The sequence below is a fragment of the Micromonospora sp. LOL_013 genome, assembly GCF_048060315.1.
Classification (GTDB): Bacteria; Actinomycetota; Actinomycetes; order Mycobacteriales; family Micromonosporaceae; genus Micromonospora_E.
In genome coordinates, this window is the sequence record NZ_JBHMIQ010000012.1 from 38550 (window position 1) to 59755 (window position 21206).

The window sequence follows — 21206 nt, forward strand, 5'->3', positions numbered from 1 at the left end:
CCGGTGGAGGATAGCGGCATCAGCCGGGAAGCGCGGCGAGGTCGGCGAGCAGCGTCAACCGCTGCTCCGGCTCCAGCGCCTGGTGCGGGCCGGCCGCCCGGCGGTCGGTCTCCTGCTCAATGGCCAGCCGGGCCGGGCCGGGTGGCAGGTCGACGATGCTGCGGGCGGTGTGCCCGGCGGCGGTCCAGGCGGCGGCGTGCGCGTCTGCCCGGTGGTGACGCAGCACGGTGAGCCGGTTGAGCAGCAGCACCCCGGCCGGGGTGCCCTCCGGCTCGTACGGCGGGGCGACCGCGCGGAACGCGTCCTGCCCGCCGGTGTCACTACCGGCCAGCGCGGCGGCCAGCAGCCGGCCGGTCAGTTCGACCAGCCGGACCAGCCGGGCCGCGTGTTCGGCACCCCAGATCTGCCCGGTGACCGCGGCGTGCAGCCCGTACAGGTCGGTGAGGAAGGCGGCGCCGCGTTCGGTGGCCCGCAGCGCCCCGTCCGGATGGCGTACCAGCATCCCGTACGCGACCTGCTTGTCCAGCACCCGCTGGCAGCTCGCCGCGTCCTGGTAGCGGGTGACGGCGGCGAACCCGGCGGCGTCGACCAGGCCGCTCGGCGCGGCCAGCCGGGTCCGCAGGTCGACCAGGTAGCCGACGGCGGCCGGACCGCCGTACCGCTGACGTAGCTCGACCCCGGCGGTGTCGGCGGCGGCCATCGCGGCCCGGTGCACCCGGTCGATGACGGGGGCGGTGAGCGCCGCGCACCGGTCACCGGGCAGCCACAGCTGGTCGCCGGCGCTCACAGGCCCAGGGAGCGCAGTACGGCGAAGCCGTTCTCGGCGATCCGCCGGATCAGCCCGTCGTTGACGTGAGCCGATTCGTCGAGCACGTCGAGCGCGTCGGCGGCGAGCCAGCGGAACTCGGTGTGCTTGCCGGCTTCGAGCTGCGGATTGGCCAGGTCACCGTCGACCCGTACCAGATAGTCGAGCTCGACCCGGGCGATGCCGTCGTTGCCGACGTAGGTGTACTCGCCGACCTCGGCGAGAATGTGGGAGACGGTCCACCCGGTCTCCTCGCGTACCTCCCGGTGCAGGGCCTCGATCGGCGTCTCGCCGGCTTCGAGGTGGCCGCCGGCGATGTCCCAGGTGTCGGGGAACAGTCGACGCTGCGGCGAGCGGCGCTGGAAGAAGATCCGGCCGTCGTCGTCGACGATCAGCGCCGCGACGCAGCGCAGCGGTTCGGGGGGTGGGGCGGACACGCCTGTGACCCTAGCGAGCACCCCGGGGGAAGAACCAGGACCAGCATGTGTGCTGGCGCACCAGCCGACGGTGATCGGCCGGGCAGGTCGTACGCTGGCACCCATGAGCGCCGAGCAGCTGATCTCGTTCGCCCGTGGGGCGCCCTCGCTGGACATCGTCGACATCGACGGGCTGAAGGCCGCCGCCGGCCGGGCCTTCGACGCCGACCCGGCCGGGGTGACCGCCTACGGCACCTCCGTCGGCTACGTTCCGTTGCGCCGCTGGATCGCCGACAAGCACCGGGTCGCGCCGGAGCAGGTGCTGGTGACCAACGGGTCGCTGCAGGCCGACGCGTTTCTCTTCGACCACCTGGTAAAGCCGGGCGACGCGGTGGTGGTGGAGCGGCCGACGTACGACCGGACGCTGCTCAACCTGCGCCAGCTCGGTGCCGAGGTGCACCCGGTGACGCTGCAGCCGGACGGGCTGGACACCGAGGAGCTGCGCAAGCTGCTGGAGTCCGGGGTGCGGCCGCGGCTGGCGCATGTCATCCCGAACTACCAGAACCCGGCCGGGGTGACCCTGTCGCTGCCGAAGCGGCGAGCGTTGCTGGAGCTCGCGGCCGAGTTCGGGTTCACCATCTTCGAGGATGACCCGTACGCCGACATCCGGTTCCGGGGCGAGGCGCTGCCGTCGATGCTGTCGCTGGACACCGCCGGCGTGGTGGTGCACGCCTCCAGCTTCACCAAGACCGTCTGCCCGGGGGTCCGGGTCGGCTACCTGGTCGGCGAGGTCGGGCTGGTGAAGGAGATCGCGGCGCGCGCCACCAACCTGTACATCTCGCCGGGCATGGTAGCCCAGGCGATCGTGCACCAGTTCTGCGTCTCCGGCGACCTGGACCGGTCGATCACCACGGTGCGCACCGCGCTGGCCGAGCGCGCCCGGGTGCTGGCCGAGTCGTTGCGCAAGCACATCCCGGGAGTACGGTTCACCGAGCCGGACGGCGGGTACTTCCTCTGGGTCGACCTGCCGGACGATGCGGCGGTGGACGCGCTGGTGCCGGCGGCCGCGCAGCGCGGTGTCGCGGTGGTCAAGGGCAGTGACTTCCTGCTCGACGGCGGCGAACACGCGCTGCGGTTGGCGTACTCGGCGGTCACCGTCGATCAGATCGACGAGGGCGTCCGCCGGTTGGCGGCCGCGATCGACGAGGTACGCGCGGGGTAGCCGGCTGGCGTCTCTGCCGGCTTCGGCCGGCCGGGTGCCGGGGAGCCGGAGTGCCGGGAAGGAGACGGGCGGATGGCGGACCAGGACCGTGGGCAGCAGCGGTGGCCGGACGGCGGGAGCAGCCGGGCGTTGTCGCGGGCCTGGACGTCCCCGGTCCGGGCGGTCAGCCGGATGCTCAACTCGACCGAGACCCCGCTCGCGCCGGACCCGGCGCCGGTCGAGGAACGCAGCGGGGTGGTCGACTGCGCGCTCTACATCGACGGCATCCGCCAGCCGGGCTCGTGGCAGCATCCCGAGGCGCTGGCCACCGCCCGTCGGGAGCGCAACGCGTTCGTCTGGCTGGGGCTGCACGAGCCGAGCCTGGCCGAGATGGCCGGCATCGCCGACACGTACGGGCTGCACGAGCTGGCCGTGGAGGACGCGGTCAAGGCCGAGCAGCGACCGAAGCTGGAGCAGTTCGGCGAGGTCAACTTCCTGGTGCTGCGGACCGCCCGGTACGTCGACCACGAGAAGCTGACCAGCGACTCGGAGGTGGTGGAGACCGGCCAGGTGATGCTGTTCATCGGGCAGGGTTTCGTGATCAGCGTGCGGCACGGCGACGCCTGCCGGCTGGCGCCGGTGCGGGCCGACCTGGAACGCAACCGGGACCTGATGGTGCAGGGGCCGTGGGCGGTGGCGTACGCGATCACCGACCGGGTGGTGGACCTCTACCTGGAGGTGGTGGACCGGGTGGAGACCGACCTGGACACCGTCGAGGCGGACGTCTTCTCGCCCGAGGCCAGTGACAAGGTGCACGAGATCTACCAGCTGAAGCGGGAGCTGGTGGAGTTCAAGCGCACCGTCGCGCCGCTGCAGCGGCCGATGATGACCCTGACCGCCGAGATCAACGAGGACGTGCCGGCCGAGATCCGCCGCTACTTCCGGGACGTGCAGGACCACCTCAGCCGGGTGGTGGAGCAGGTCAACGCGTACGACGATTTGCTGAACTCGATCCTGCAGGCCCGACTGGCGCAGGTGACCGTGGCGCAGAACAACGACATGCGCAAGATCGCCGCCTGGGCCGGTATCGCCGCGGTGTGGACCGCGTTGGCCGGCATCTACGGGATGAACTTCGAGTTCATGCCGGAGACCGGCTGGAAGTTCGGCTACCCGGTCGTGCTCGCCCTGATGCTGAGCATCTCACTGGTGCTGTACCGGTCGTTCCGGCGCAACGGCTGGCTCTGAACCCGCCAACCGTGCGCCGGTCCGACCGCCGGTACTCAGGCGCGCCCGTTGTGGGCGGTCGCCGCCGTCGGGTCGCTGTCCATCGCCGAGATCGGGTCGCCGTGCGGCTTGCCGCCGTCGGCCGGCTTCGGCGTGACCGACTCGTGGGTGGCACTACCGGCCGCCCGCATCGTGTCCAGTGCCTGACCCGGGTCGTACTCCTCCCACTGGGCGGCCTGGCGACGTCGTACCGCGATGGTGCCGATCGCGGCTCCCGCCGCGAGCACGCCGACGATCATCGGCCAGCGGCGGCGGCTGTGCTTGGCACGCTTCGACGGGGTGAGCTTCGCCTTCATCGCCGGCATCGCGGTCCGTTTCGCTGCCTTCATGTTCTTCATGTTCTTCGTCTTCGCCTTCCTGGTTGCCCGGCGGGCCTGGCGGGCCCCGTCGGCGGCGGCCACCGCCAGCGGCGCCAGCGTGGCCATGGTCGCGGTCATGCCCTGGGACGCGGAGCCGCGTACCCGGTCGGCGGTGGGTGCCACCGCGTCCCGGGCGGCGTGGATCCGGGGTCCGACGGTGGCCCCCACGCCCCCGGCCGCGTGCGTCGCTGCCTGCATAAAATGATCTAGGCTCTCGCCGAGCTCCGCTCGGACGAGATCCCGCCGCTTGGCGCGCCTGGAGATCCTCAACACCGCTGCCTACCTCCTGTGCCGTCGTTGCAACGTCATCCTCCACCTTCGGGTGCCTCCGTGTGACCGGATCGGGGCACATGGGAGGATCCGCATGGAACTGACCAACAACTGAGGAGTACCCGTGGCTGAGGCTGTCTACGCCACCTTGCACACCAATCACGGACCGATCCGGTTGGAGCTGTTCGCCAACCACGCACCGAAGACGGTCCGCAACTTCGTCGAGCTCGCCGAGGGCACCCGGGAATACACCGACCCGCGTACCGGTCAGCCGGGCAGCGGTCCGTACTTCGACGGAACCATCTCGCACCGCGTGATCAGCGGGTTCATGATCCAGATGGGCGACCCGACCGGCACCGGTCGGGGCGGCCCGGGCTACACGTTCGCCGACGAGTTCCACCCGGAGCTGCGCTTCGACCGTCCGTACCTGCTGGCGATGGCGAACGCCGGACCGGGCACCAACGGTTCGCAGTTCTTCATCACGGTCAGCGCGACCACCCACCTGAACAACCGGCACACGATCTTCGGTCAGGTGGCGGACCAGGACTCGGCGAAGGTCGTCGACTCGATCGCGAACACGCCGACCAACCCGGCGGACCGTCCGCTCAGCGACGTGGTGATCAACCGCGTGGAGATCGAGCGGGTCGGCTGAAACCGGCCGATCACGAGGCGGCAGGCGCGAAACCTGCCGGGTAACCTTGGCGCTCATGAGCGAGCACCGGGGTTGCCGGCTCTCGGCGCGGGTCGTCGGCACCGGCGCAGTGAGGTGGCGTGATGAGTGATCCGGCCCCGACGGTGCCGGTCTGCTACCGGCACACGTCCCGGGAGACCTGGGTCCGGTGCGCCCGGTGCGAGCGGCCGATCTGCCCCGACTGCATGCGGGACGCGGCGGTCGGGCACCAGTGCCCGGAGTGCGTCGCAGAAGGGCGACGGACCCAACGGTCGGCGCGCACTGCCTTCGGTGGCAGTGCCGCCGGCCAACAGGGCACCGTCACCAAGGTCCTGATCGGCATCAACGCGGTCGTCGCACTGATCGGGTTGGCGATCTCCGGCGGTGGTGCGCTGCTCGGCGCCGGGCTCTTCTCGGCCGCCGGGCGGCTGCACGCGTTCGGCGGGGTGATCGGCCCGGACGTCACCGTCCGGCCCAACGGCACCGTGCTCGCCGGTGCGCTGCCCGGGTACGGCGACGTCTTCATCGGCATCGACGGTGGTGGTGTCTACCGGCTGATCACCGCGATGTTCATCCACTACGGGCTGCTACACCTGCTGTTCAACATGTGGGCACTGTGGGTGCTCGGCCGCAACCTGGAGGCGGTGCTCGGGCCGGCCCGGTTCCTGGCGCTGTACCTGATCGCCGGGCTCGGCGGCAACGTCGCGGCCTACCTGGTCGACCCGGGTGCGCTGTCCGCCGGCGCGTCCACTGCGGTCTTCGGCCTGTTCGCCGCGTTCTTCATCGTGCTGCGCCGGCTGAAGCGGGACACCTCAGCGGTGGTCGGCATCCTGGTGATCAACCTGATCCTGACCTTCACCGTGTCCAGCCTGTCGATCGCCGGTCACCTCGGCGGTCTGATCACCGGCGGGTTGATCGGGGCGATCCTGGCCTACGCTCCGCGCACCAACCGCACCGTGGTGCAGGCGGTCGGCAGCGGTGCCGTGCTGCTCTTCCTGATCCTGGTCACGGTGGCCCGGATCGCCCTGGTGCACGCCGGCTGACGGTCCGGGCGCCGCCCGCAGCAGCGCCGCCGCGACCTCGTCCGGCGAGGCACCCAGCTCGTTGCCGCCGATCAGGTGCAGCGAGTCGCCCGCGTCGATCTCCAACAACTCGCTGCGGATGCCCCGGTGGCCGCGGCGGTCCACGCTGTACGGCAACCGCGATCTTGCCGGCCGGGACCTTGCCGGCGACCCGCCAGGTCAGCTCCCTGGGTTCGCTGTGCACGGGTCAAGGATGGCTGTGCACCGGCCGAGGCTGCCACTCGCGCGGGTCGCGGCGTACGATTCGGGAAACGAGGTTACCCGGGAGTAGGTAGGCATGAGGGACGCGGTCATCGTCGGAGCGGTCCGGACCCCGATCGGGCGACGCAAGGGTGCCCTGGCATCGGTGCACCCGGTTGAACTGTCCAGCCACGTGCTGCGGGCGCTCGCCCAGCGGACCGGTCTCGATCCGGCCGACGTCGATGACGTCGTCTGGGGCTGTGTGTTCCAGGCGGGCGACCAGAGCTGGAACATCGGGCGCAACGCCGTACTCGCGGCCGGCTGGCCGGAGTCGGTGCCCGGCACCACCGTCGACCGGCAGTGCGGGTCCAGCCAGCAGGCGCTGCACTTCGCGGCCGCCACGGTGATCGCCGGGCAGGCCGACCTGGTGGTGGCCGGCGGCGTCGAGTCGATGACCCGGGTACCGATGGGGGCCAGCACCGGTGCCGGGCAGCCGTTCGGCGACCAGGTGCGGGACCGGTACCGGGGGGTCGACGGCGTCGTCGCGGATGACCCCGTCCCGTTCAACCAGGGGGTCGGCGCCGAGCTGATCGCGCGGCGCTGGGGATTGTCGCGCACCGCCCTGGACGAGTTCGCGCTGACCAGCCACCAGCGGGCGGCGGCCGCCCAGGACGCCGGCGAGTTCGACGCCGAGATCGCGCCGGTGCCGGTCACCGACGACGCCGGGTCCGGTGCCGACAAGTTCGGTGCCGACGAGGGCATCCGCCGGGACACCTCACTGGCGAAGCTCGGTGAGCTGGCCACGCCGTTCCGGGCCGACGGGGTGGTGACCGCAGGCTCCGCGTCACAGATCTCCGACGGCGCGGCGGCGCTCGCGGTGACCACGTCGGAGTGGGCCCGGGCGCACGGCGTACGGCCGTTGGCCCGGGTGCACACCGCCGTGGTGGCCGGTGATGATCCGGTGATGATGCTGACCGCCCCGATCCCAGCGACGGCGAAGGCATTGCGTCGGTCCGGGCTCGACCTGACCGACATCGGGGTGTACGAGGTCAACGAGGCGTTCGCGCCGGTTCCGCTCGCCTGGCTGGCCGAGACCGGGGCGGACCCGGTCCGGCTGAACCCGCGTGGCGGCGCGATCGCGCTGGGCCATCCACTCGGGGCCAGCGGCGCCCGGATCATGACCACGATGCTGCACCACATGCGCTCCAACGGCATCCGGTACGGGCTGCAGACGATGTGCGAGGGCGGCGGGATGGCCAACGCGACCATCGTGGAAATTCTGTAGCTGAAATTTCGCCGTTACCCCGAGTCATTGCGCATTGACGTGTCGTTAACACGACATGGACGTCTTCTCCCGCACGTTCCTGCCGGCGGCGGCAGAGACCGCCGTCCCGATCTCGACCACCAGCCGGCACATGCCGGTGTTCCGCCGCTGTGTCTCGCCCAACGAACGCACCGTGCTCGTCACCCGGTGCCAACGCCCCGACCAGCCGATGCAGGGTGACTACCTGCTCCTGTTGACCCGGCGGCGACTGGTGGTGACCCAGGAGACACTGCTGTGGCGCCGGCTACGGCTGCACCTCAACAGCGAACTGCGTCACCTCGACCATGTGACCTGGACCACCGATCCGAGGGCCGGCATCGTCGAGCTCGCGGTCACCGCCGTCGACGGCATCCGGGAACGGTTCCTCATCAAGGCCGGCGATCCGGCCCGGGCCGGCCACATCGAAGCCCTGTTCGGCTACGCGTTCCTGGCCCGCCCGTTGGACGCCCGCAGCGGTGCCGCCGCCTGACTGACAGTAACCGACTGCCGGCAGTGGCGTAGTCGTTACGGCCGGCGGTCAGCCGGTCACGGACCGGCGATCGGCGACTGCATCGACCCGGAACAAGCTGAGCACTTCAACCACACCTCGCGGGTGCGGCCACTGATCAGGGCGAAGGTGAAGGCCTTACCGGCGCCGAGGCATTTCGGGCAGATCGGCGGCCGCCGTCTCCTCGGTCCCGGCAGATCATCTTTCTCGCCCATGGAAACGAGATTACCGCCCACCATTACTCCGAGTGGAAGTCGCCGCCGTCGAAGGATCTTTCGGACCACCTGGGGGCGCACCTGCGGCTCGCCTGGCCCGTGCGCCCCCACGGGTTGGGCTAGTCTGGGTCCACTGCCACCGTACGCATTCGGAGACCACCGTGAAGCTCTCGATCCTCATGCCGGTCTACAACGAGGAGGCGCGGGTCGGCGATGCCCTCAAGCAGGCGCTCGCCGTTGACTATCCGTGCGAGATCGAGTTCGTGGTCGTTGACGACGGCAGCCGGGACGGCACCGGTGCGATCCTGGAGAGCGTCGACGACGCGCGGCTGCGGGTGATCACCCATCCACGCAACGCCGGCAAGGGCGCGGCGATCAAGACCGCAGTGGATTCCGCCGAGGGCGACTACATGGTGATCCTCGACGCAGACCTTGAGTACGACCCGCAGGACATCCCGAAGCTGCTCGAGCCGGTGCTGGACGGTCGGGCCACGGTGGTCTACGGCAATCGGACCTTCGGCAGCCACAGCGCTTACAGCTTCTGGTACGTGATGGGTAACAAGGCCGTGACCACGGCTGCGAATGTGATGTTCAACTCCTACATCGGCGACCTGGAGACCTGCTTCAAGCTGCTGCCGCTGTCGCTGTACCGCTCACTCGACGTGCGCTCGCGCGGGTTCGGCATGGAGGCGGAGGTCACCGGCAAGCTGCTGCGTCGCCGGGTTCGCCCGTACGAGGTGCCGATTTCCTATCGGGCCCGGGGCCGCGAGGAAGGCAAGAAAATCACCTGGAAGGACGGGGTCGAGGCACTGTGGATCCTGGGTCGGGAGCGGACCCGGCGCCAGGGGCGTACCGTTCCCGGCGCCTGAGCCCCGCCGTCTTCTCCCCCGGCTGCTAACGGCCCCGTTCAGCCGCTGACGAACCGGGTGACTGAGCGCCGCAGCCCGGCCGGGTCCAGCCCGTGCCAGCGGTCATGGTCCGCCGCGCTGCCGTACCGATGCAGGTCCTCCCGCCCGACGCCCAACGACAGCAGCCGGTACGGCCGGTCCGCCAGCGCGGCGCCGATCAGGTGACTCGACGTCCCGGCCAGGTACGGCTCGACCAGCACCACCACCGGATCGACATAGTCGACGAGCATCCGTAGGCCGGTGACGTCGAACGGGCGCGGCGTGTTCGTGTACGCCACCGTCACGTCCAGCCCGGTGACCGCGTCCAACGTCTGGTCGAGCATCGGGCCGACCGCGACGACGACCGGGGCTCCCCCGCTGCCCCGACGCACCGTCACCAGTCGACCCGACACCCCGTCACCATGCGGGCTGTGGTTGCCGCGTGCGGCCAGCCGCAGGTAAACGGCGTCGTCGTGACCGGCCGCCGCCCGCAGCAACGGCCCGACCTCGTCCGGATGGCCCGGTACGTGCACCGTCCACGGCCCGGCCGTGTCGAGCAGCGCCACGTCACCGGGGGACATGTGGGTACGGCCCTCCGCCGCCGCGTCATACGACCCGCCGATGCTGACCAGCACCGCGCCGACGCCCTGGTGGTCGAGGTCGAGCTTGATCTGCTCGTACGCCCGGTCGACCAGGAACGGCGCGTAGGAGTGGGCGATGGCCCGCAGCCCGGTCAACGCCAGCCCACCGGCCACGCCGATCATCAACTGTTCGCGGATGCCGACGTTGAACATCCGGTCGGGGTGCCGGCGGGCGGCCGGGGCGAACGCCTCGGCCGAGATGTCGGCCAGCACCAACGCGGTACGCGGATCGTCGTCCAGCAGGCCGGTGGTGGCGCGGGTGAAGGCGTCACGCATGATCATTCTCCTTGCCGTGCGGTCTGGTGTACTTGGCCGGGGTCAGGGCGACCACCAGGTGCGGGCGTACTCCGTCATGTCCGGTCAGCGCGTCGGTCAGTGCCTCGTGGTCGCGGCCGTCGACGATCGTCGTGGTCCAGCCGTTCACGCGGAACCGGCTGGCCAGCCCGCCGGGCCAGCCGTGGGTGGCCGAGTCGTTGTCGACGACGATCGCGGTCAGCTCGGCGAGCTGCCGGCTGCCGGCGTACGCGATCGCCTCGTGGTTCGACCCTTCGTCGAGCTCGGCGTCGCCGACCAGGACGTAGACCCGGGCTCCGTTGGCCCTACCGGCCCGACCGACCTCGCCAGCCCCGCCGGCCCGATTGGCTCCGCCGGCCTGGTCGGTCAGGCCCTGGGCACGCAGGCCGAGCAGCGTGCCGACGCCGAGGCCGAGCCCGTGCCCGAGCGAGCCGGAGCCGATCTCCACCCCAGGCACCAGCAGCCGGTCCGGGTGGTGACCGAGCGGGCTGTCCGGCCCGGCCAGGTCGTCGAGCCAGGCGTCGGGGATGAACCCCTTCGCGGCGAGTACGGCGTAGTAGGCGGCCGGACCGTGCCCCTTGGATAGCAGGAACCGGTCGCGGTCGACGGCGTCGACGGTCTGCGGGCTGATCCGCAGAATCCGGTCGTAGAGGACCCACAGCACGTCCAATGTCGAGTTGGCGCTGTGCTCGTGCTTCTCGTCGCCGGTGATCCGGCGTAGCAGCGGCCGAAGGGCCGCGTACCCAATGTCGGTCGGCGGCTGATGCGGCGGCGCGACCGGGCTGGCTACGAAGGCTGACATGACCCTACCCTGCAAGTTGAAGTTGACTTCAACTCAAGGATGTTGTGATGCAGCGGACACTGGCCATCGGCGATTTGGCTGCCCGGTCCGGGGTGGCACCGTCAGCCCTGCGGTACTACGAGCGAATCGGGTTGATCCGAGCCGGGCGTACCGGCGGTAACCAGCGCCGGTACGCCCGCTCCGAGCTGCGCCGGGTGGCGTTCATCCGGATCGCTCAGCAGATCGGCGTGCCGCTGGACGAGATTCGCCAGGCGCTGGACGAGCTGCCCGATTCGCGTACCCCGACGAAGGCCGACTGGGCGCGGCTGTCCCAGCGCTGGCAGGACCGGCTCGACGAGCGGATCGCGCTGCTCACCCGGCTGCGCGACGACCTGGCCGGGTGTATCGGATGCGGCTGCCTGTCACTGCGGTCGTGCACGCTGTACAACCCGGCCGACCGGCTGGCCGCCGCCGGCCCCGGCCCGCGCATCCTGCTCGACGGCGGCTAGCCGTTGCCACTCGACGGCGGTTGGCCCTCGCCGGTCACCAGTAGCACCTTGCCCAGGTGGTCGCTGCTCTCGACGATCCGGTGCGCCTGCGCGGCCTGCGCAATTGGCATCCGGCGGTCGATGACCGGGCGGATCGCACCCGACGCGATCAGCGGCCAGACCTGGTCGTGCACCCGGCGGACGATCTCCGCCTTCTCGGCGAGCGGACGGGACCGCAGCGTGGTCGCGAAAATCGTGGCCCGCTTGGCCAGCAGCGCACCCAGGTTCAGCTCGGCGGTGCGGCCGCCCTGCAACCCGATGATCGTCAACCGGCCGCCGGTGGCCAGCGTTTGGACGTTGCGCTCCAGGTAGCCGCCGCCGATGATGTCGAGGATCACGTCCACCCCGCCGTCACCGTCGCCGGTCAGCTCGCGGGCGCGGGCGACGAAGTCTTCGGCGGTGTAGTCGATCGCGTGGTGGGCGCCGAGCGCCCGCAGCTGTTCGTGCTTGGCCGCGCGGGCGGTGGTCAGCACGGTGGCGCCGAGCGCCGCACCGAGCTGGACGGCGAAGGTGCCGATCCCGCTGCCGCCGCCGTGCACCAGCAGCGACTCGCCGGCCCGCAGCCCGGCGAGCTTGACCACGTTCGACCAGACGGTGCAGGCCACCTCGGGCAGCGCGGCGGCGTCAACCAGGCTCAGCCCGGCCGGCACCGGCAGCAGCTGCCCGGCGGGCACGGCGACCCGCTCGGCGTACCCGCCGCCGGCAAGCAGCGCGCAGACCTGGTCGCCGACCTTGCGGTGGGAGACGTCCGCGCCGACCGCGCTGATCACCCCGGAGCATTCCAACCCGAGGTACGGCGACGCGCCCGGCGGCGGAGGGTAGTGCCCCTGCCGTTGTAGCAGGTCGGCCCGGTTCACGGCGGTCGCGGCGACGTCGACGATCACCTCGTCCGGGCAGGGGGTGGGATCGGGCACCTCGGTCCAGACCAGGGCGTCGGGTCCGCCGGGCTGCGGCACGGTGATCGCGTACATGGCATCAGTCTTACCGGCTCGGCCGGTGTGCCGCCCGCCGAACCCGGCTGGTGAATCCTGATGGCCCCCTCGGCTACCGCCGCGTTAACCTGCGCCGCGGAGTGCTGTCGGACGTCCGTGGCACACTAGGGCACAGTGACGCGGCGGCTGACCGTCTCCGGCCGGCCGCACCGGGAGGGCTCGCCTAGTGGCCGATGGCGCTGGTCTTGAAAACCGGTAAGGCAGCAATGTCTTCGTGGGTTCGAATCCCACGCCCTCCGCTCCAACAAGCAAGTGTCCGTCCGGGGAAAGCCGGATACGATCCAATCGTCGTCAGGTAACTACTGAGAGTTGCCCCGGCAGTCGTCCTCGGCTGGCGGGACGGCTGGGTCCGCAACGTCAGGCGGTAGTGGGCGAGCCAAGGCCAGTTGCCGTCGGGGCGAACCGGCGGACCGTAGCAGGATCGGCCAGCCAGGTCAGCCCGGTAGGTCTGGCTGCCGGCGGCACCGGTGCCCGGGTAGGCATCGCACCGGCTACGGTGCCCCCGAAGAGCCGGCGGGACGCCGGGAGTACCAGCCCCGCGACGATCAGCGCGACGGCAGGTACGCCGGCCGGTGGGGTGGGCGGCGCGGTCGCCGTGAACTCTACTGATCGGTCGACCCGACGGACCGGCCGACCGGTTGTCCGTCCATAGTCGAATGGCTGAGTGACTGGCGCGGACGTGTTTGCCGTTTCGTCGGATGGACCACTCGTCCGATCGGACCAATCATGCGCACCGAGTCCGCCTGGCGGAACGGGGCGTTGAGCTGCCCCGACAGTCGCGACGTATGTTTCGCCAACATTTCATGTAGCACAGGTCGCACCAGGGGGTCACGGTGACGCAAACGGCGCACGATCGGCGTTTCTTCGTCGGCACTGACATCGGTGGCACTTTCACCGATCTCGTCGTGCTTGAGGACGGCGCGCCGCCCCGGCTGTTCAAATCACCGACGACGCTTCCCGACAGGTCCGGCGGCGTGCTCGCCGCACTGGAACTGGCGGCCGAGGCGTACGGCCTTGAACTGCCGGAATTCACCCGGCGTATCGACCACTTCGCCCACGGCACTACGGCGGCGACCAACGCGCTCATCGAACGCAAGGGTGCGCCGACCGCGTTGCTGACCACGCGCGGCTTCGCGGACACGCTGTTGATCCAACGAAGCATGACCTCCTGGGTCGGGCTCGGCGCGGCGACCGGGCACTACAGCCGCCGTCGGAACCCGGAGCCGATCGTGCCCCGGGCCAGCATCGTCGAGGTCACCGAGCGAGTCGACTCGGCGGGCCGCGAGGTGGTGCCGATCGACCTGGCTGCGGTTCGCGCGGCTCTGGTCGAAATGCGCGATGGCGACACCGAGGTCGGGGCATTGGCGGTCAGCCTGCTCTGGTCGTTCGTCAACCCGGCGCACGAACGCGCGCTGGCCGAGTTGATTAAGCAGGAGTGGCCGACGGCGTACGTGACGTTGTCGCATCAGGTGGCCCCGGTGATCGGCGAGTACGAGCGGACCGCCACCACGGTGATCAACTCTTACCTCGGTCCGGTGATTCGGGACTACGTGAACCTGCTGGAGACGCGGCTGCGGCAGGCCGGCTTCACCGGCGAGTTGTCAATCATGGACTCGGGCGGCGGCGTGATGCGGGCCGGCGACGCGGCCGCCCGAGCCGCGTCGATGCTCACCTCCGGCCCGGCCGGTGGAGTGCTCGCCTCCGTGGCGCTCGCCCGCCGGCTCGGTCACCGCAATGTGATCACCAGCGACATGGGCGGGACGAGCTTTGACGTCGGCCTCATTGTCAACGGCGAACCGTTGGTGGAGCGAATCAGCGAGGTGGGCAACTATCACCTGGCACTGCCCCGGATCAAGGTTCAGGCGATTGGTGCGGGCGGCGGTTCGATCGCGTGGGTGGACGAGGTGGGTGCCCTGGTCGTCGGCCCGGAGAGCGCCGGGTCGGTGCCCGGCCCCGCATGCTACGGCCGCGGCGGCGAGCGGCCCACCGTCACCGATGCCGACGTGGTGCTTGGGATCATCGATCCAGACCACTTCCTTGGCGGCCGGATGAAGCTGGACCGCCCCGCCGCGGAGGAGGCCATCCGCCGGCACGTTGCGGAGCCGCTGGGCATGTCAGTCACCGATGCCGCCGCCGGCATCCGGCAGGTCGCGGACAACCAGATGGCAGACCTGTTGCGTAAGGTCACCGTCGAGCAGGGCCATGACCCGCGCGACTTCGTGATCTACGCGTACGGTGGTGCCGGCCCGACCCACGCCTACGCGTATGCCGACGCCGCCGGCATCGGCACTCTGGTGGTGCCCCCGACGGCGACGGTCCACTCCGCGTTCGGGACGGTCATCTCCGATCGTTATCGGGCTGTGCAGACCACCGACCCGCAGCGTACGCCGCCCGGCGCCGATGACCCGGCGGCCCATCTGGACAGCGACCGCATCGCGGCGACCTTCGCGACACTCATCGACCGCTGCCACGCCGACCTCGACCGTGATCCGCGAGCCACCTTCACGCGCATCGTCTACCTCAAGTTCCGCCGGCAGACCCAGGAACTTCCGGTGGTCGTGCCGGCAGGCCGGGTCGACGGGCAGATGGCTCGGCGCCTGGTCGAGGACTTCCTGGCCAGCTACGAACGAATCTACGGCGCGGGCACCGCGTTGCGCAGCGCCGGGCTTGAGCTGCTCACCCTGCGGGTGGAGGGGCGGGTCCGGGTAACCGAGCTGGCCGCGGCGGCACCGCGGCGGCGCGGAACGCTCGCCGCGGCGGTGCTCGGACAGCGTTCGGTGCACTTTCCAGAGACCGGGCTGGTGCCGGCCACCGTCTACCGCGGGGAGTCAGTCGGGCCGGGCCTCTCACTGCCCGGCCCGGCAGTCCTGGAATTCGCCGGCACCACCGTGGTCGTCGGCCCTCGCCAACAGGCCGATGTCGACGACGACGCCAACCTGGTGATCACCGCTCGGGAGGATTCATGACCACCGCCAGCTCCACCGGACCCGCCGGCCACTCCACCGCCGGACGGGACGTGGACCCTGTCACCTTCGAGGTGATCCGGCACCGGCTGCTGGCCATCACCGACGAACAGGGCGCCGTCCTGTCCGCCATCTCCGGCTCGCCCCACGTCACCGAGGCCAGCGACTACAACGTCGGGCTCTACCTGCCGGACGGCTCGGTAGCCGCGATGGGCCGTACCATTCTGCTGCACTCCGCGTCGATGGCCGCGATCACTCGGCACGTGATCGCCGATTGCGGCGACGATCCCGGCATCGCGGCCGGCGACATGTTCATCGTGAACGACCCGTGGAAGGGTGCCGTTCACGCTCCCGACCTCGGCATCGTCGCCCCGATCTTCTACGAAGGTGAGTTGCTGGCCTGGAGTGGCGCGATGTGCCACATGGTCGACGTCGGCGCCATGCAACCTGGTGGATTCTGCTCTGCGGCGACCGAGTCGTTCCAGGAGGGGCTGCAGCTTCCGCCGACGAAGCTGATCGACGGTGGCCGGACCCGCACCGACGTGTGGAACATCGTTCTGGCACACACCCGGATGGCGAGCACCGCGAACCTGGACCTTCGCGGACTTGTCGCAGCCAACCACACCGCCGTACGGGCGATGACCGAACTGGCTGACCGGTACGGCGCCGCGACGGTCCGCGAGGTCATGTCAGGTCTGATCGAACTCTCCGAGACCCGGCTGCGCAACCGGCTCCGTGAACTGCCGGACGCCACCGTCCGGTCCCGGGCCTATCTGGACAACGACGGCGGGCTCGCGGCCAGCGAGGTCGACGCGGTCTACGACGTGGACCTGGTGCTCACCAAGCAGGGCGATCGGCTGCACTTCGACTACTCCGGCTCGTCACCCCAGGCAACCGGGTACATCAACTGCACTCGGTCCGGCCTGATGGCTGGAGTCGCTGCGGCGTTGCTGCCGACCCTGGCCTTTGACTCGCCCTGGAACGAGGGGTTGTTCCACCCGGTCGAGGTGTACGCACCGGAAGGGCTGATTATCAACGCCCGTCGACCCGCGCCGGTGAGCGGTGGTGTGCTCGAGGCCGCCTGGTTGGTGGAGATGACAGCGGTGGAGTGCCTGTCCCGGCTGGCGGCCTGCTCCGACGAACTGATCGGTGAGGCTCAGGCCGCGCCGGCCGGCGGCCCCGATCAGTTCGTACTGACTGGCACCAACTCGCACGGCGAGCATTTCACCCACGTGATCCTCGACTGCCTCGCCACCGGTGGCGGCGCGTACGCGCATCGGGACGGGGTCTGGACCCAGGGGCAGCACAACATTGAGCGGCAACGTATCGCCAACGCCGAGACCGTGGAGTTGGACATGCCGTTGCTGTACCTGTGGCGGGGCTTGGTGACCGACTCCGGTGGGGCCGGCCGGCACCGCGGCGGGCAGAGTATCGGGGCACACTACGCCGTGCACGGCAGCGACGACGTCAGCGCCGTCTGCTCCGGGCACGGTTGGTTGGCGCCGAACTCCACCGGGCTGTTCGGCGGCTACCCGTCCGGCCCGAACGGTCGGCGCCTGGTCCGCGATAGCGACCTGCCGGAGCGACTGGCCGGCGGGGAGATTCCGGACCCGGCGACACTCACCGGTGAGCGGCCGCCGATGCGGGGCCGGGCCGGGAAGTTCCGGCTCGGCGCGGCAGCGACGCTCAGCTATACCCACCAGGCCGGCGGTGGTTGGGGAGACCCGCTGGAGCGCCCGATCGAGGCACTGCGGGTGGACCTACGGCAGAGGGCTGTCAGCCCGGAGGCAGCCGTCCGACTCTACGGTGCGGTGCTCGACGCGGCCGGCGAACTCGACGCAGCAGCGACCGCAGACCGCCGGAGTCGGCTGCGTGCCGAGCGCCGGGCCTGGCCGGCGGCCGAGGCGTTGCCTGCACAACCCGCCGCCACCGGCCGGCGCCGGCTGGGTCCGATCGGTGACCGGTTGGAGCGGATCGAGGTCGACGGGGCGCGCTACGTAGCCTGCCACTGCGGCACCGTGCTGGCTCCGTTGGGCCAGTCGTGGCGTCGCCGGGCAGCCTGCCTGGTGAGTACCGACGTGTTCCAGTTCAGCCCGGCCACCCGGCTCGCCGAGGAGTTGGAGATCCGGCAGTACGCCTGCCCCGGTTGCGGACTGCTGCACGCCACCGACGTGAGCCGGCGCGACGCCGACCTCGCCACCGACATCACCTTCGCTGATCACGCGCCGGCCTCGGCGGTGGTGCGCTGATGGGGACCGTGGCGTACGCGGCGGCGACTTCGCATGTCGGCGCGATCATCAAGAACCCGTTGGGAGGCGCCGACCGGTCACGGGCACTGCACGATGCGTGGCAGCGGATGGACGAGGCCATTGGTCGGGCCGACCTGACAGCGATGATCGTGGTAGGCACCGACCACTACGAGACCTTCGGGCTCGACAACTACCCGACGTACTGCCTCGGCCTGGCCGACCGGTACGAGGGTTGGGGCGAGTTCGGCACTCCGGACGGTACCTTCCCGGGCGCGCCCGGGGTCGCCCAGGCGTTGTTGACCGGGTTGGTGGAGCGCGGCTTCGACGCCGCCCGCTCGCACACCATGCGGCTGGACCACAGCTTCACGGTGCCGTTGACCAAGCTTCCGAACGCGGCGCGCGCCGGAGTCGTTCCGCTCTTCCTCAACTGCAACACGCCGCCGCTGCCGTCGCTGCGTCGTTGCCTGGAGTTGGGCAGGGCGATCGGTGCGGCCGTGGCGACGTTGCCCGCCGACAGCAGGGTCGGGGTACTGGGCACCGGCGGCATCTCACACTGGGTCGGCCTACCTCGGTTCGGTGAGATCAACGAGGAGTTCGACCGGGACTTCGTGTCGTGTCTGCGGGACGGTCGTCTGGAGCCGATCCTCGCCCTGTCAGACGAGGAAATCCTGGAACAGGCCGGCAATGGGGCACTGGAGATCCGGACCTGGCTGGTGGCCGTGGGTGCGACAGCTGGTGCGGGGGAGCCCGCGCCGGGAACGCTGCTGGCGTACGCGCCGATGGCCGAGTGGGCGATCGGCGCCGGGATCATGGAGTTCGTGCGATGAGCCTCGTGGAACTCAACCGGCTGGCCTGGGACCTGGAACACGAGTCCGGTCTGCTGGCCCGGGTTCGGGACGGCCTTCTCGACGGCTACGCGCTCGACGAGGAGGAGGCCCGCGCGGTGCGCGACCGGGACTCCTGGAAGCTGCTGGCCCAGGGGATGAATCCGGTGGCGCTGCGGAACCTGATGGTGATGCTCGGCGTCCCGCACGCCGAGATGTACCCGCCCCGGGACACGCCGTGACCGCCCCGCTGCTGTCGCTGCGTGGCGTGAGCAAGTCCTTCGGGGGCGCTCGCGCTCTGATCGACATAGATCTGGATCTGCACGCTGGCGAGGTCCACGCCCTGCTGGGGATGAATGGCGCCGGCAAGTCGACTCTCGTGGAGATCATTTCCGCGTCGCTGACGCCGGATACGGGGACCCTGTCCGTGGCGGGCGAACCGGCCGGCCCACTCACTCCACGACGGGCCCGGCAGATCGGCATCACCACCGTGCACCAGCGCCGGTCCCTGGTTCCGTCGCTTTCCGTCGCCGAGAACCTGTTGCTCGGCCGGCTGCCGCGTCGAGGCCCGTGGGTGCGCTGGGACGAGATTCGGCGGTCGGCCCGCGCGGCACTTGACGACATCGGGGTACGGATCGATGTCACCGCCCCGGTCCGGACGCTCCCTGCGGCCCAACAGGTGCTGGTGGAGATCGCCCGGGAGGTGCACGCCGGCGGCAGGGTGCTGATCCTCGACGAGCCGACCGCCGCCCTCGGTGGCGGCGACGCTGCCCATGTCCACGAGCTGGTCCGCACCCTCAGCCAGCGGGGAGTCGGCATCGTCTACGTCTCGCATCACCTGGACGAGGTGCTTGCCCTCGCCGACTCGATAACCGTGCTGCGCGACGGCCGCCGGGTCACCACCGTGCCGGCCGAGGGCACCACCGTTTCTGACCTGGTGACCTCGATGACCGGCGGCAAGGCCGACATCGGCCAACGCCGGCCGGCCGTCGAGCCCGGGCCGGTGGTGCTGGACCTGGTCGGCATCGGCACCGGCGACAGGCTGCGTGAACTCAACCTTCAGGTCCGCGCCGGGGAGGTGGTCGGCGTACTCGGTCCAGCCGGCGATGGCCAGTCCCAGCTATTCGGCCTGCTCTCAGGCACCCGTCGCCCGCGCACCGGGAGCATCGTGGTGGACGGCCAGCCGGTACGGCCGGGCAGCGTACGTGACGCGCTGCGGCACGGCATCCGGTGCGTCACCGGGGACCGGCTTGCCCTGGGCCTGATTCCCGAGCTTTCCGTGGACGAGAACGTCACGCTGGCCAGACGGGCGCTATCGGGCCGGCCGTTCGTCCGCTGGCCGGCGCTGCACGCCATGGCCGCCGAGGCCCGCGACCGCTACCGGGTCGTCAGCATCGCCGCCGACCCGCCGGTCCGGGCACTTTCCGGTGGCAATCAGCAGAAGGTTCTTCTGGCCAAGTGGCTGCCGACGGGCGGGCGGGTCTGTCTGCTGGAAGAACCGACGAACGGGGTCGACGTCGCGGCCAAGGCCGAGATCCACGAACTGGTAGAGGGTCTGGCCGCGGATGGAACAGCGCTCCTGCTGACCTCCTCCGACGTCGACGAGGTGCTGCGGCTGGCGGATCGGGTGGTGGTGATCCGGGGCGGCGCAGTGGTGGCCGAGTGCGCCGTGGCGCAGACCAGCAGGGACGAACTGGTGACCATGACGGCCGGAGGGACAGCATGACAACGTCGGCGCTCAACAAGCGGACCCGGCTCGCGGTGCCGGGCGGGTTGACCCACCATGCCGGACTGATCGGCCTGCTGATCGTTCTGGCGATCTTCACGGCGACCCAGTCGGACGCCTTCCTGACGGGGCCGAACCTGCTGAACGTCGTCCGGCAGATCTCCGTGGTGGCCGTGCTCGCCGCGAGCCTCACCCTGCTGATGACGGCCGGCGGTATCGACTTCTCCCTGGCCAGTCTCGCCGGAGTCAGTGCCGGGGTGCTCGCCCGGCTTCTCGAGGCCGGCGTGTCAGAGCTGACGGCGGTGGCGCTCACAGTCGGTGTGGGCATCACCGTCGGCCTGCTCAACGGCGCGATCATCACCGCCTCGGGAGTAGCGCCGTTCGTGGTCACGCTCGGCACCGCGACAGCGTTGGAGGGCGTCGCGCTCCTGGTCATCCGTGGGCAGAGCATCTCGATCGGGCAGAACCTGTCCGGCCTCGGCTTCGGTGAGGTGGTGGGCATTCCGGTGTTGTCGCTGATCGCGCTCGCGGTCTGCGTCGGGGTGGGATTGGTGATGCGCTACACCACGATCGGCCGGCACGCGTTCGCGATCGGTGGGAACGAGGCCGCCGCACGGCTGTCCGGCGTCCCGGTGACCGGTGTGAAGCTGGCCCTCTACGGACTCAACGGAGCGCTCGCCGCCATCGGCGGCACGATGCTGCTGGCCAGGCTGGGAGCGGCCAGCCCGGGCACCGCCGGGTTGCACCTGGAACTGACCGTGGTCGCCGCCGTGGTGATCGGTGGAACGGCGCTGGCCGGTGGCAGCGGCACGATCATCGGCACCGTCCTCGGCGTGATCCTGCTCGGGGTGGTAGCCAACGCGCTGAATCTTCTCCAGATCGACTCCTACTACCAGCAGGTCTCCGTCGGCGCCGTGCTGCTCGTCGCGGCTGTCGCCAATCAGGTACGTCGCCGGCACAGCGGCTGATCTGGTGCCGTTGCCCGGCCGTAGACCGTTCTCCCGTACG

General features: G+C 70.5%; 20 protein-coding genes and 1 tRNA gene. 15 read left to right on the plus strand and 6 right to left on the minus strand.

Annotated features, from left to right (window positions below):
* Nucleotides 1-19 precede the first annotated feature (19 nt).
* On the minus strand, nt 20-787 hold the full coding sequence (locus tag ACFHWS_RS10045; protein WP_416553912.1) for a hypothetical protein: 768 nt from the start codon (nt 785-787) through the stop codon (nt 20-22).
* Nucleotides 784-1242 carry an NUDIX domain-containing protein gene (locus ACFHWS_RS10050; protein ID WP_416553914.1) on the minus strand — a complete coding sequence of 153 codons (459 nt, stop codon included), beginning with the start codon at nt 1240-1242 and terminating at the stop codon, nt 784-786. The genes ACFHWS_RS10045 and ACFHWS_RS10050 overlap by 4 nt, the downstream gene beginning before the upstream one ends.
* A 103-nt stretch (nt 1243-1345) precedes the next feature.
* On the opposite strand from ACFHWS_RS10050, the gene ACFHWS_RS10055 reads away from it, so the two are divergent.
* Complete coding sequence (locus ACFHWS_RS10055; protein WP_416568065.1) at nt 1346-2443, plus strand: PLP-dependent aminotransferase family protein; 1098 nt, start codon at nt 1346-1348, stop codon at nt 2441-2443.
* 72 nt (nt 2444-2515) lie between these two features.
* Complete coding sequence (gene corA / locus ACFHWS_RS10060) at nt 2516-3667, plus strand: magnesium/cobalt transporter CorA (RefSeq protein WP_416553918.1); 1152 nt, start codon at nt 2516-2518, stop codon at nt 3665-3667.
* Nucleotides 3668-3702: 35 nt separating this feature from the next.
* On the opposite strand, the gene ACFHWS_RS10065 is transcribed toward corA, so the two are convergent.
* On the minus strand, nt 3703-4263 hold the full coding sequence (locus ACFHWS_RS10065) for a hypothetical protein (protein WP_416553920.1): 561 nt from the start codon (nt 4261-4263) through the stop codon (nt 3703-3705).
* 196 nt (nt 4264-4459) lie between these two features.
* Here ACFHWS_RS10065 and ACFHWS_RS10070 point away from each other — a divergent pair, with 196 nt between their 5' ends.
* The 5 genes from ACFHWS_RS10070 (at nt 4460) to ACFHWS_RS10090 (ending at nt 9162) form a co-directional block, all read left to right on the plus strand.
* A complete protein-coding gene (locus tag ACFHWS_RS10070) occupies nt 4460-4987 on the plus strand; it encodes a peptidylprolyl isomerase (protein ID WP_278172488.1) in 528 nt (175 codons plus the stop codon).
* A gap of 122 nt (nt 4988-5109) precedes the next feature.
* Nucleotides 5110-6048, plus strand: a complete 939-nt coding sequence (locus ACFHWS_RS10075; protein WP_416553922.1) for a rhomboid family intramembrane serine protease — start codon at nt 5110-5112, stop codon at nt 6046-6048.
* A gap of 316 nt (nt 6049-6364) precedes the next feature.
* Nucleotides 6365-7552, plus strand: coding sequence for a thiolase family protein (locus ACFHWS_RS10080; protein ID WP_416553924.1), 1188 nt, complete (start codon nt 6365-6367; stop codon nt 7550-7552).
* Nucleotides 7553-7607: 55 nt separating this feature from the next.
* Entirely contained in the window at nt 7608-8060 is a 453-nt protein-coding gene (locus tag ACFHWS_RS10085; RefSeq protein WP_416553926.1) for a hypothetical protein, read from the plus strand.
* Nucleotides 8061-8454: 394 nt separating this feature from the next.
* Entirely contained in the window at nt 8455-9162 is a 708-nt protein-coding gene (locus tag ACFHWS_RS10090) for a glycosyltransferase family 2 protein (protein ID WP_416553928.1), read from the plus strand.
* A 38-nt stretch (nt 9163-9200) separates the two neighbouring features.
* On the opposite strand, the gene ACFHWS_RS10095 is transcribed toward ACFHWS_RS10090, so the two are convergent.
* Both ACFHWS_RS10095 and ACFHWS_RS10100 read right to left on the minus strand, forming a co-directional pair.
* The gene (locus ACFHWS_RS10095; RefSeq protein ID WP_416553930.1) at nt 9201-10097 is read right to left on the minus strand and encodes a transketolase family protein; all 897 of its coding nucleotides are present in this window, start codon (nt 10095-10097) and stop codon (nt 9201-9203) included.
* Nucleotides 10090-10917: a transketolase gene (locus ACFHWS_RS10100; RefSeq protein ID WP_416553932.1), complete on the minus strand. Its 828-nt coding sequence runs from the start codon at nt 10915-10917 to the stop codon at nt 10090-10092. Before ACFHWS_RS10100 ends, ACFHWS_RS10095 begins: the two co-directional genes overlap by 8 nt.
* Nucleotides 10918-10964: 47 nt before the next feature.
* Between ACFHWS_RS10100 and soxR the strand changes: the two genes are divergently transcribed.
* A complete protein-coding gene (gene soxR / locus ACFHWS_RS10105) occupies nt 10965-11405 on the plus strand; it encodes a redox-sensitive transcriptional activator SoxR (RefSeq protein ID WP_416553934.1) in 441 nt (146 codons plus the stop codon).
* Here soxR and ACFHWS_RS10110 read toward each other — a convergent pair.
* Nucleotides 11402-12415, minus strand: a complete 1014-nt coding sequence (locus tag ACFHWS_RS10110; RefSeq protein WP_416553936.1) for an NAD(P)H-quinone oxidoreductase — start codon at nt 12413-12415, stop codon at nt 11402-11404. The two genes, soxR and ACFHWS_RS10110, sit on opposite strands and share 4 nt — an antisense overlap.
* Nucleotides 12416-12588: 173 nt before the next feature.
* On the opposite strand from ACFHWS_RS10110, the gene ACFHWS_RS10115 reads away from it, so the two are divergent.
* The 7 genes from ACFHWS_RS10115 to ACFHWS_RS10145 all read left to right on the plus strand — a co-directional run bounded on the left by ACFHWS_RS10115 (nt 12589) and on the right by ACFHWS_RS10145 (nt 21166).
* A tRNA-Ser gene (locus ACFHWS_RS10115) sits at nt 12589-12675 on the plus strand.
* A gap of 594 nt (nt 12676-13269) precedes the next feature.
* The gene (locus ACFHWS_RS10120) at nt 13270-15402 is read left to right on the plus strand and encodes a hydantoinase/oxoprolinase family protein (RefSeq protein WP_416553938.1); all 2133 of its coding nucleotides are present in this window, start codon (nt 13270-13272) and stop codon (nt 15400-15402) included.
* Nucleotides 15399-17648: a hydantoinase B/oxoprolinase family protein gene (locus ACFHWS_RS10125; RefSeq protein ID WP_416553940.1), complete on the plus strand. Its 2250-nt coding sequence runs from the start codon at nt 15399-15401 to the stop codon at nt 17646-17648. Before ACFHWS_RS10120 ends, ACFHWS_RS10125 begins: the two co-directional genes overlap by 4 nt.
* Nucleotides 17648-18475: a hypothetical protein gene (locus ACFHWS_RS10130; protein WP_416553942.1), complete on the plus strand. Its 828-nt coding sequence runs from the start codon at nt 17648-17650 to the stop codon at nt 18473-18475. Before ACFHWS_RS10125 ends, ACFHWS_RS10130 begins: the two co-directional genes overlap by 1 nt.
* The gene (locus tag ACFHWS_RS10135) at nt 18472-18714 is read left to right on the plus strand and encodes a hypothetical protein (RefSeq protein ID WP_416568066.1); all 243 of its coding nucleotides are present in this window, start codon (nt 18472-18474) and stop codon (nt 18712-18714) included. The genes ACFHWS_RS10130 and ACFHWS_RS10135 overlap by 4 nt, the downstream gene beginning before the upstream one ends.
* Nucleotides 18711-20198, plus strand: a complete 1488-nt coding sequence (locus ACFHWS_RS10140) for a sugar ABC transporter ATP-binding protein (RefSeq protein WP_416553946.1) — start codon at nt 18711-18713, stop codon at nt 20196-20198. Before ACFHWS_RS10135 ends, ACFHWS_RS10140 begins: the two co-directional genes overlap by 4 nt.
* Nucleotides 20195-21166, plus strand: a complete 972-nt coding sequence (locus ACFHWS_RS10145; RefSeq protein ID WP_416553948.1) for an ABC transporter permease — start codon at nt 20195-20197, stop codon at nt 21164-21166. Before ACFHWS_RS10140 ends, ACFHWS_RS10145 begins: the two co-directional genes overlap by 4 nt.
* The last annotated feature ends 40 nt before the right edge of the window (nt 21167-21206 follow it).

Coding starts and splice junctions, on each gene's coding strand:
- ACFHWS_RS10135 (WP_416568066.1), top strand. CDS start 18,472: ATGAGCCTCGTGGAACTCAACCGGCTGGCCTGGGACCTGGAACACGAG.
- ACFHWS_RS10125 (WP_416553940.1), top strand. CDS start 15,399: ATGACCACCGCCAGCTCCACCGGACCCGCCGGCCACTCCACCGCCGGA.
- ACFHWS_RS10075 (WP_416553922.1), top strand. CDS start 5,110: ATGAGTGATCCGGCCCCGACGGTGCCGGTCTGCTACCGGCACACGTCC.
- ACFHWS_RS10110 (WP_416553936.1), bottom strand. CDS start 12,415: ATGTACGCGATCACCGTGCCGCAGCCCGGCGGACCCGACGCCCTGGTC.
- corA (WP_416553918.1), top strand. CDS start 2,516: ATGGCGGACCAGGACCGTGGGCAGCAGCGGTGGCCGGACGGCGGGAGC.
- ACFHWS_RS10055 (WP_416568065.1), top strand. CDS start 1,346: ATGAGCGCCGAGCAGCTGATCTCGTTCGCCCGTGGGGCGCCCTCGCTG.
- soxR (WP_416553934.1), top strand. CDS start 10,965: ATGCAGCGGACACTGGCCATCGGCGATTTGGCTGCCCGGTCCGGGGTG.
- ACFHWS_RS10145 (WP_416553948.1), top strand. CDS start 20,195: ATGACAACGTCGGCGCTCAACAAGCGGACCCGGCTCGCGGTGCCGGGC.
- ACFHWS_RS10065 (WP_416553920.1), bottom strand. CDS start 4,263: ATGCAGGCAGCGACGCACGCGGCCGGGGGCGTGGGGGCCACCGTCGGA.
- ACFHWS_RS10130 (WP_416553942.1), top strand. CDS start 17,648: ATGGGGACCGTGGCGTACGCGGCGGCGACTTCGCATGTCGGCGCGATC.
- ACFHWS_RS10100 (WP_416553932.1), bottom strand. CDS start 10,917: ATGTCAGCCTTCGTAGCCAGCCCGGTCGCGCCGCCGCATCAGCCGCCG.
- ACFHWS_RS10080 (WP_416553924.1), top strand. CDS start 6,365: ATGAGGGACGCGGTCATCGTCGGAGCGGTCCGGACCCCGATCGGGCGA.
- ACFHWS_RS10095 (WP_416553930.1), bottom strand. CDS start 10,097: ATGCGTGACGCCTTCACCCGCGCCACCACCGGCCTGCTGGACGACGAT.
- ACFHWS_RS10085 (WP_416553926.1), top strand. CDS start 7,608: ATGGACGTCTTCTCCCGCACGTTCCTGCCGGCGGCGGCAGAGACCGCC.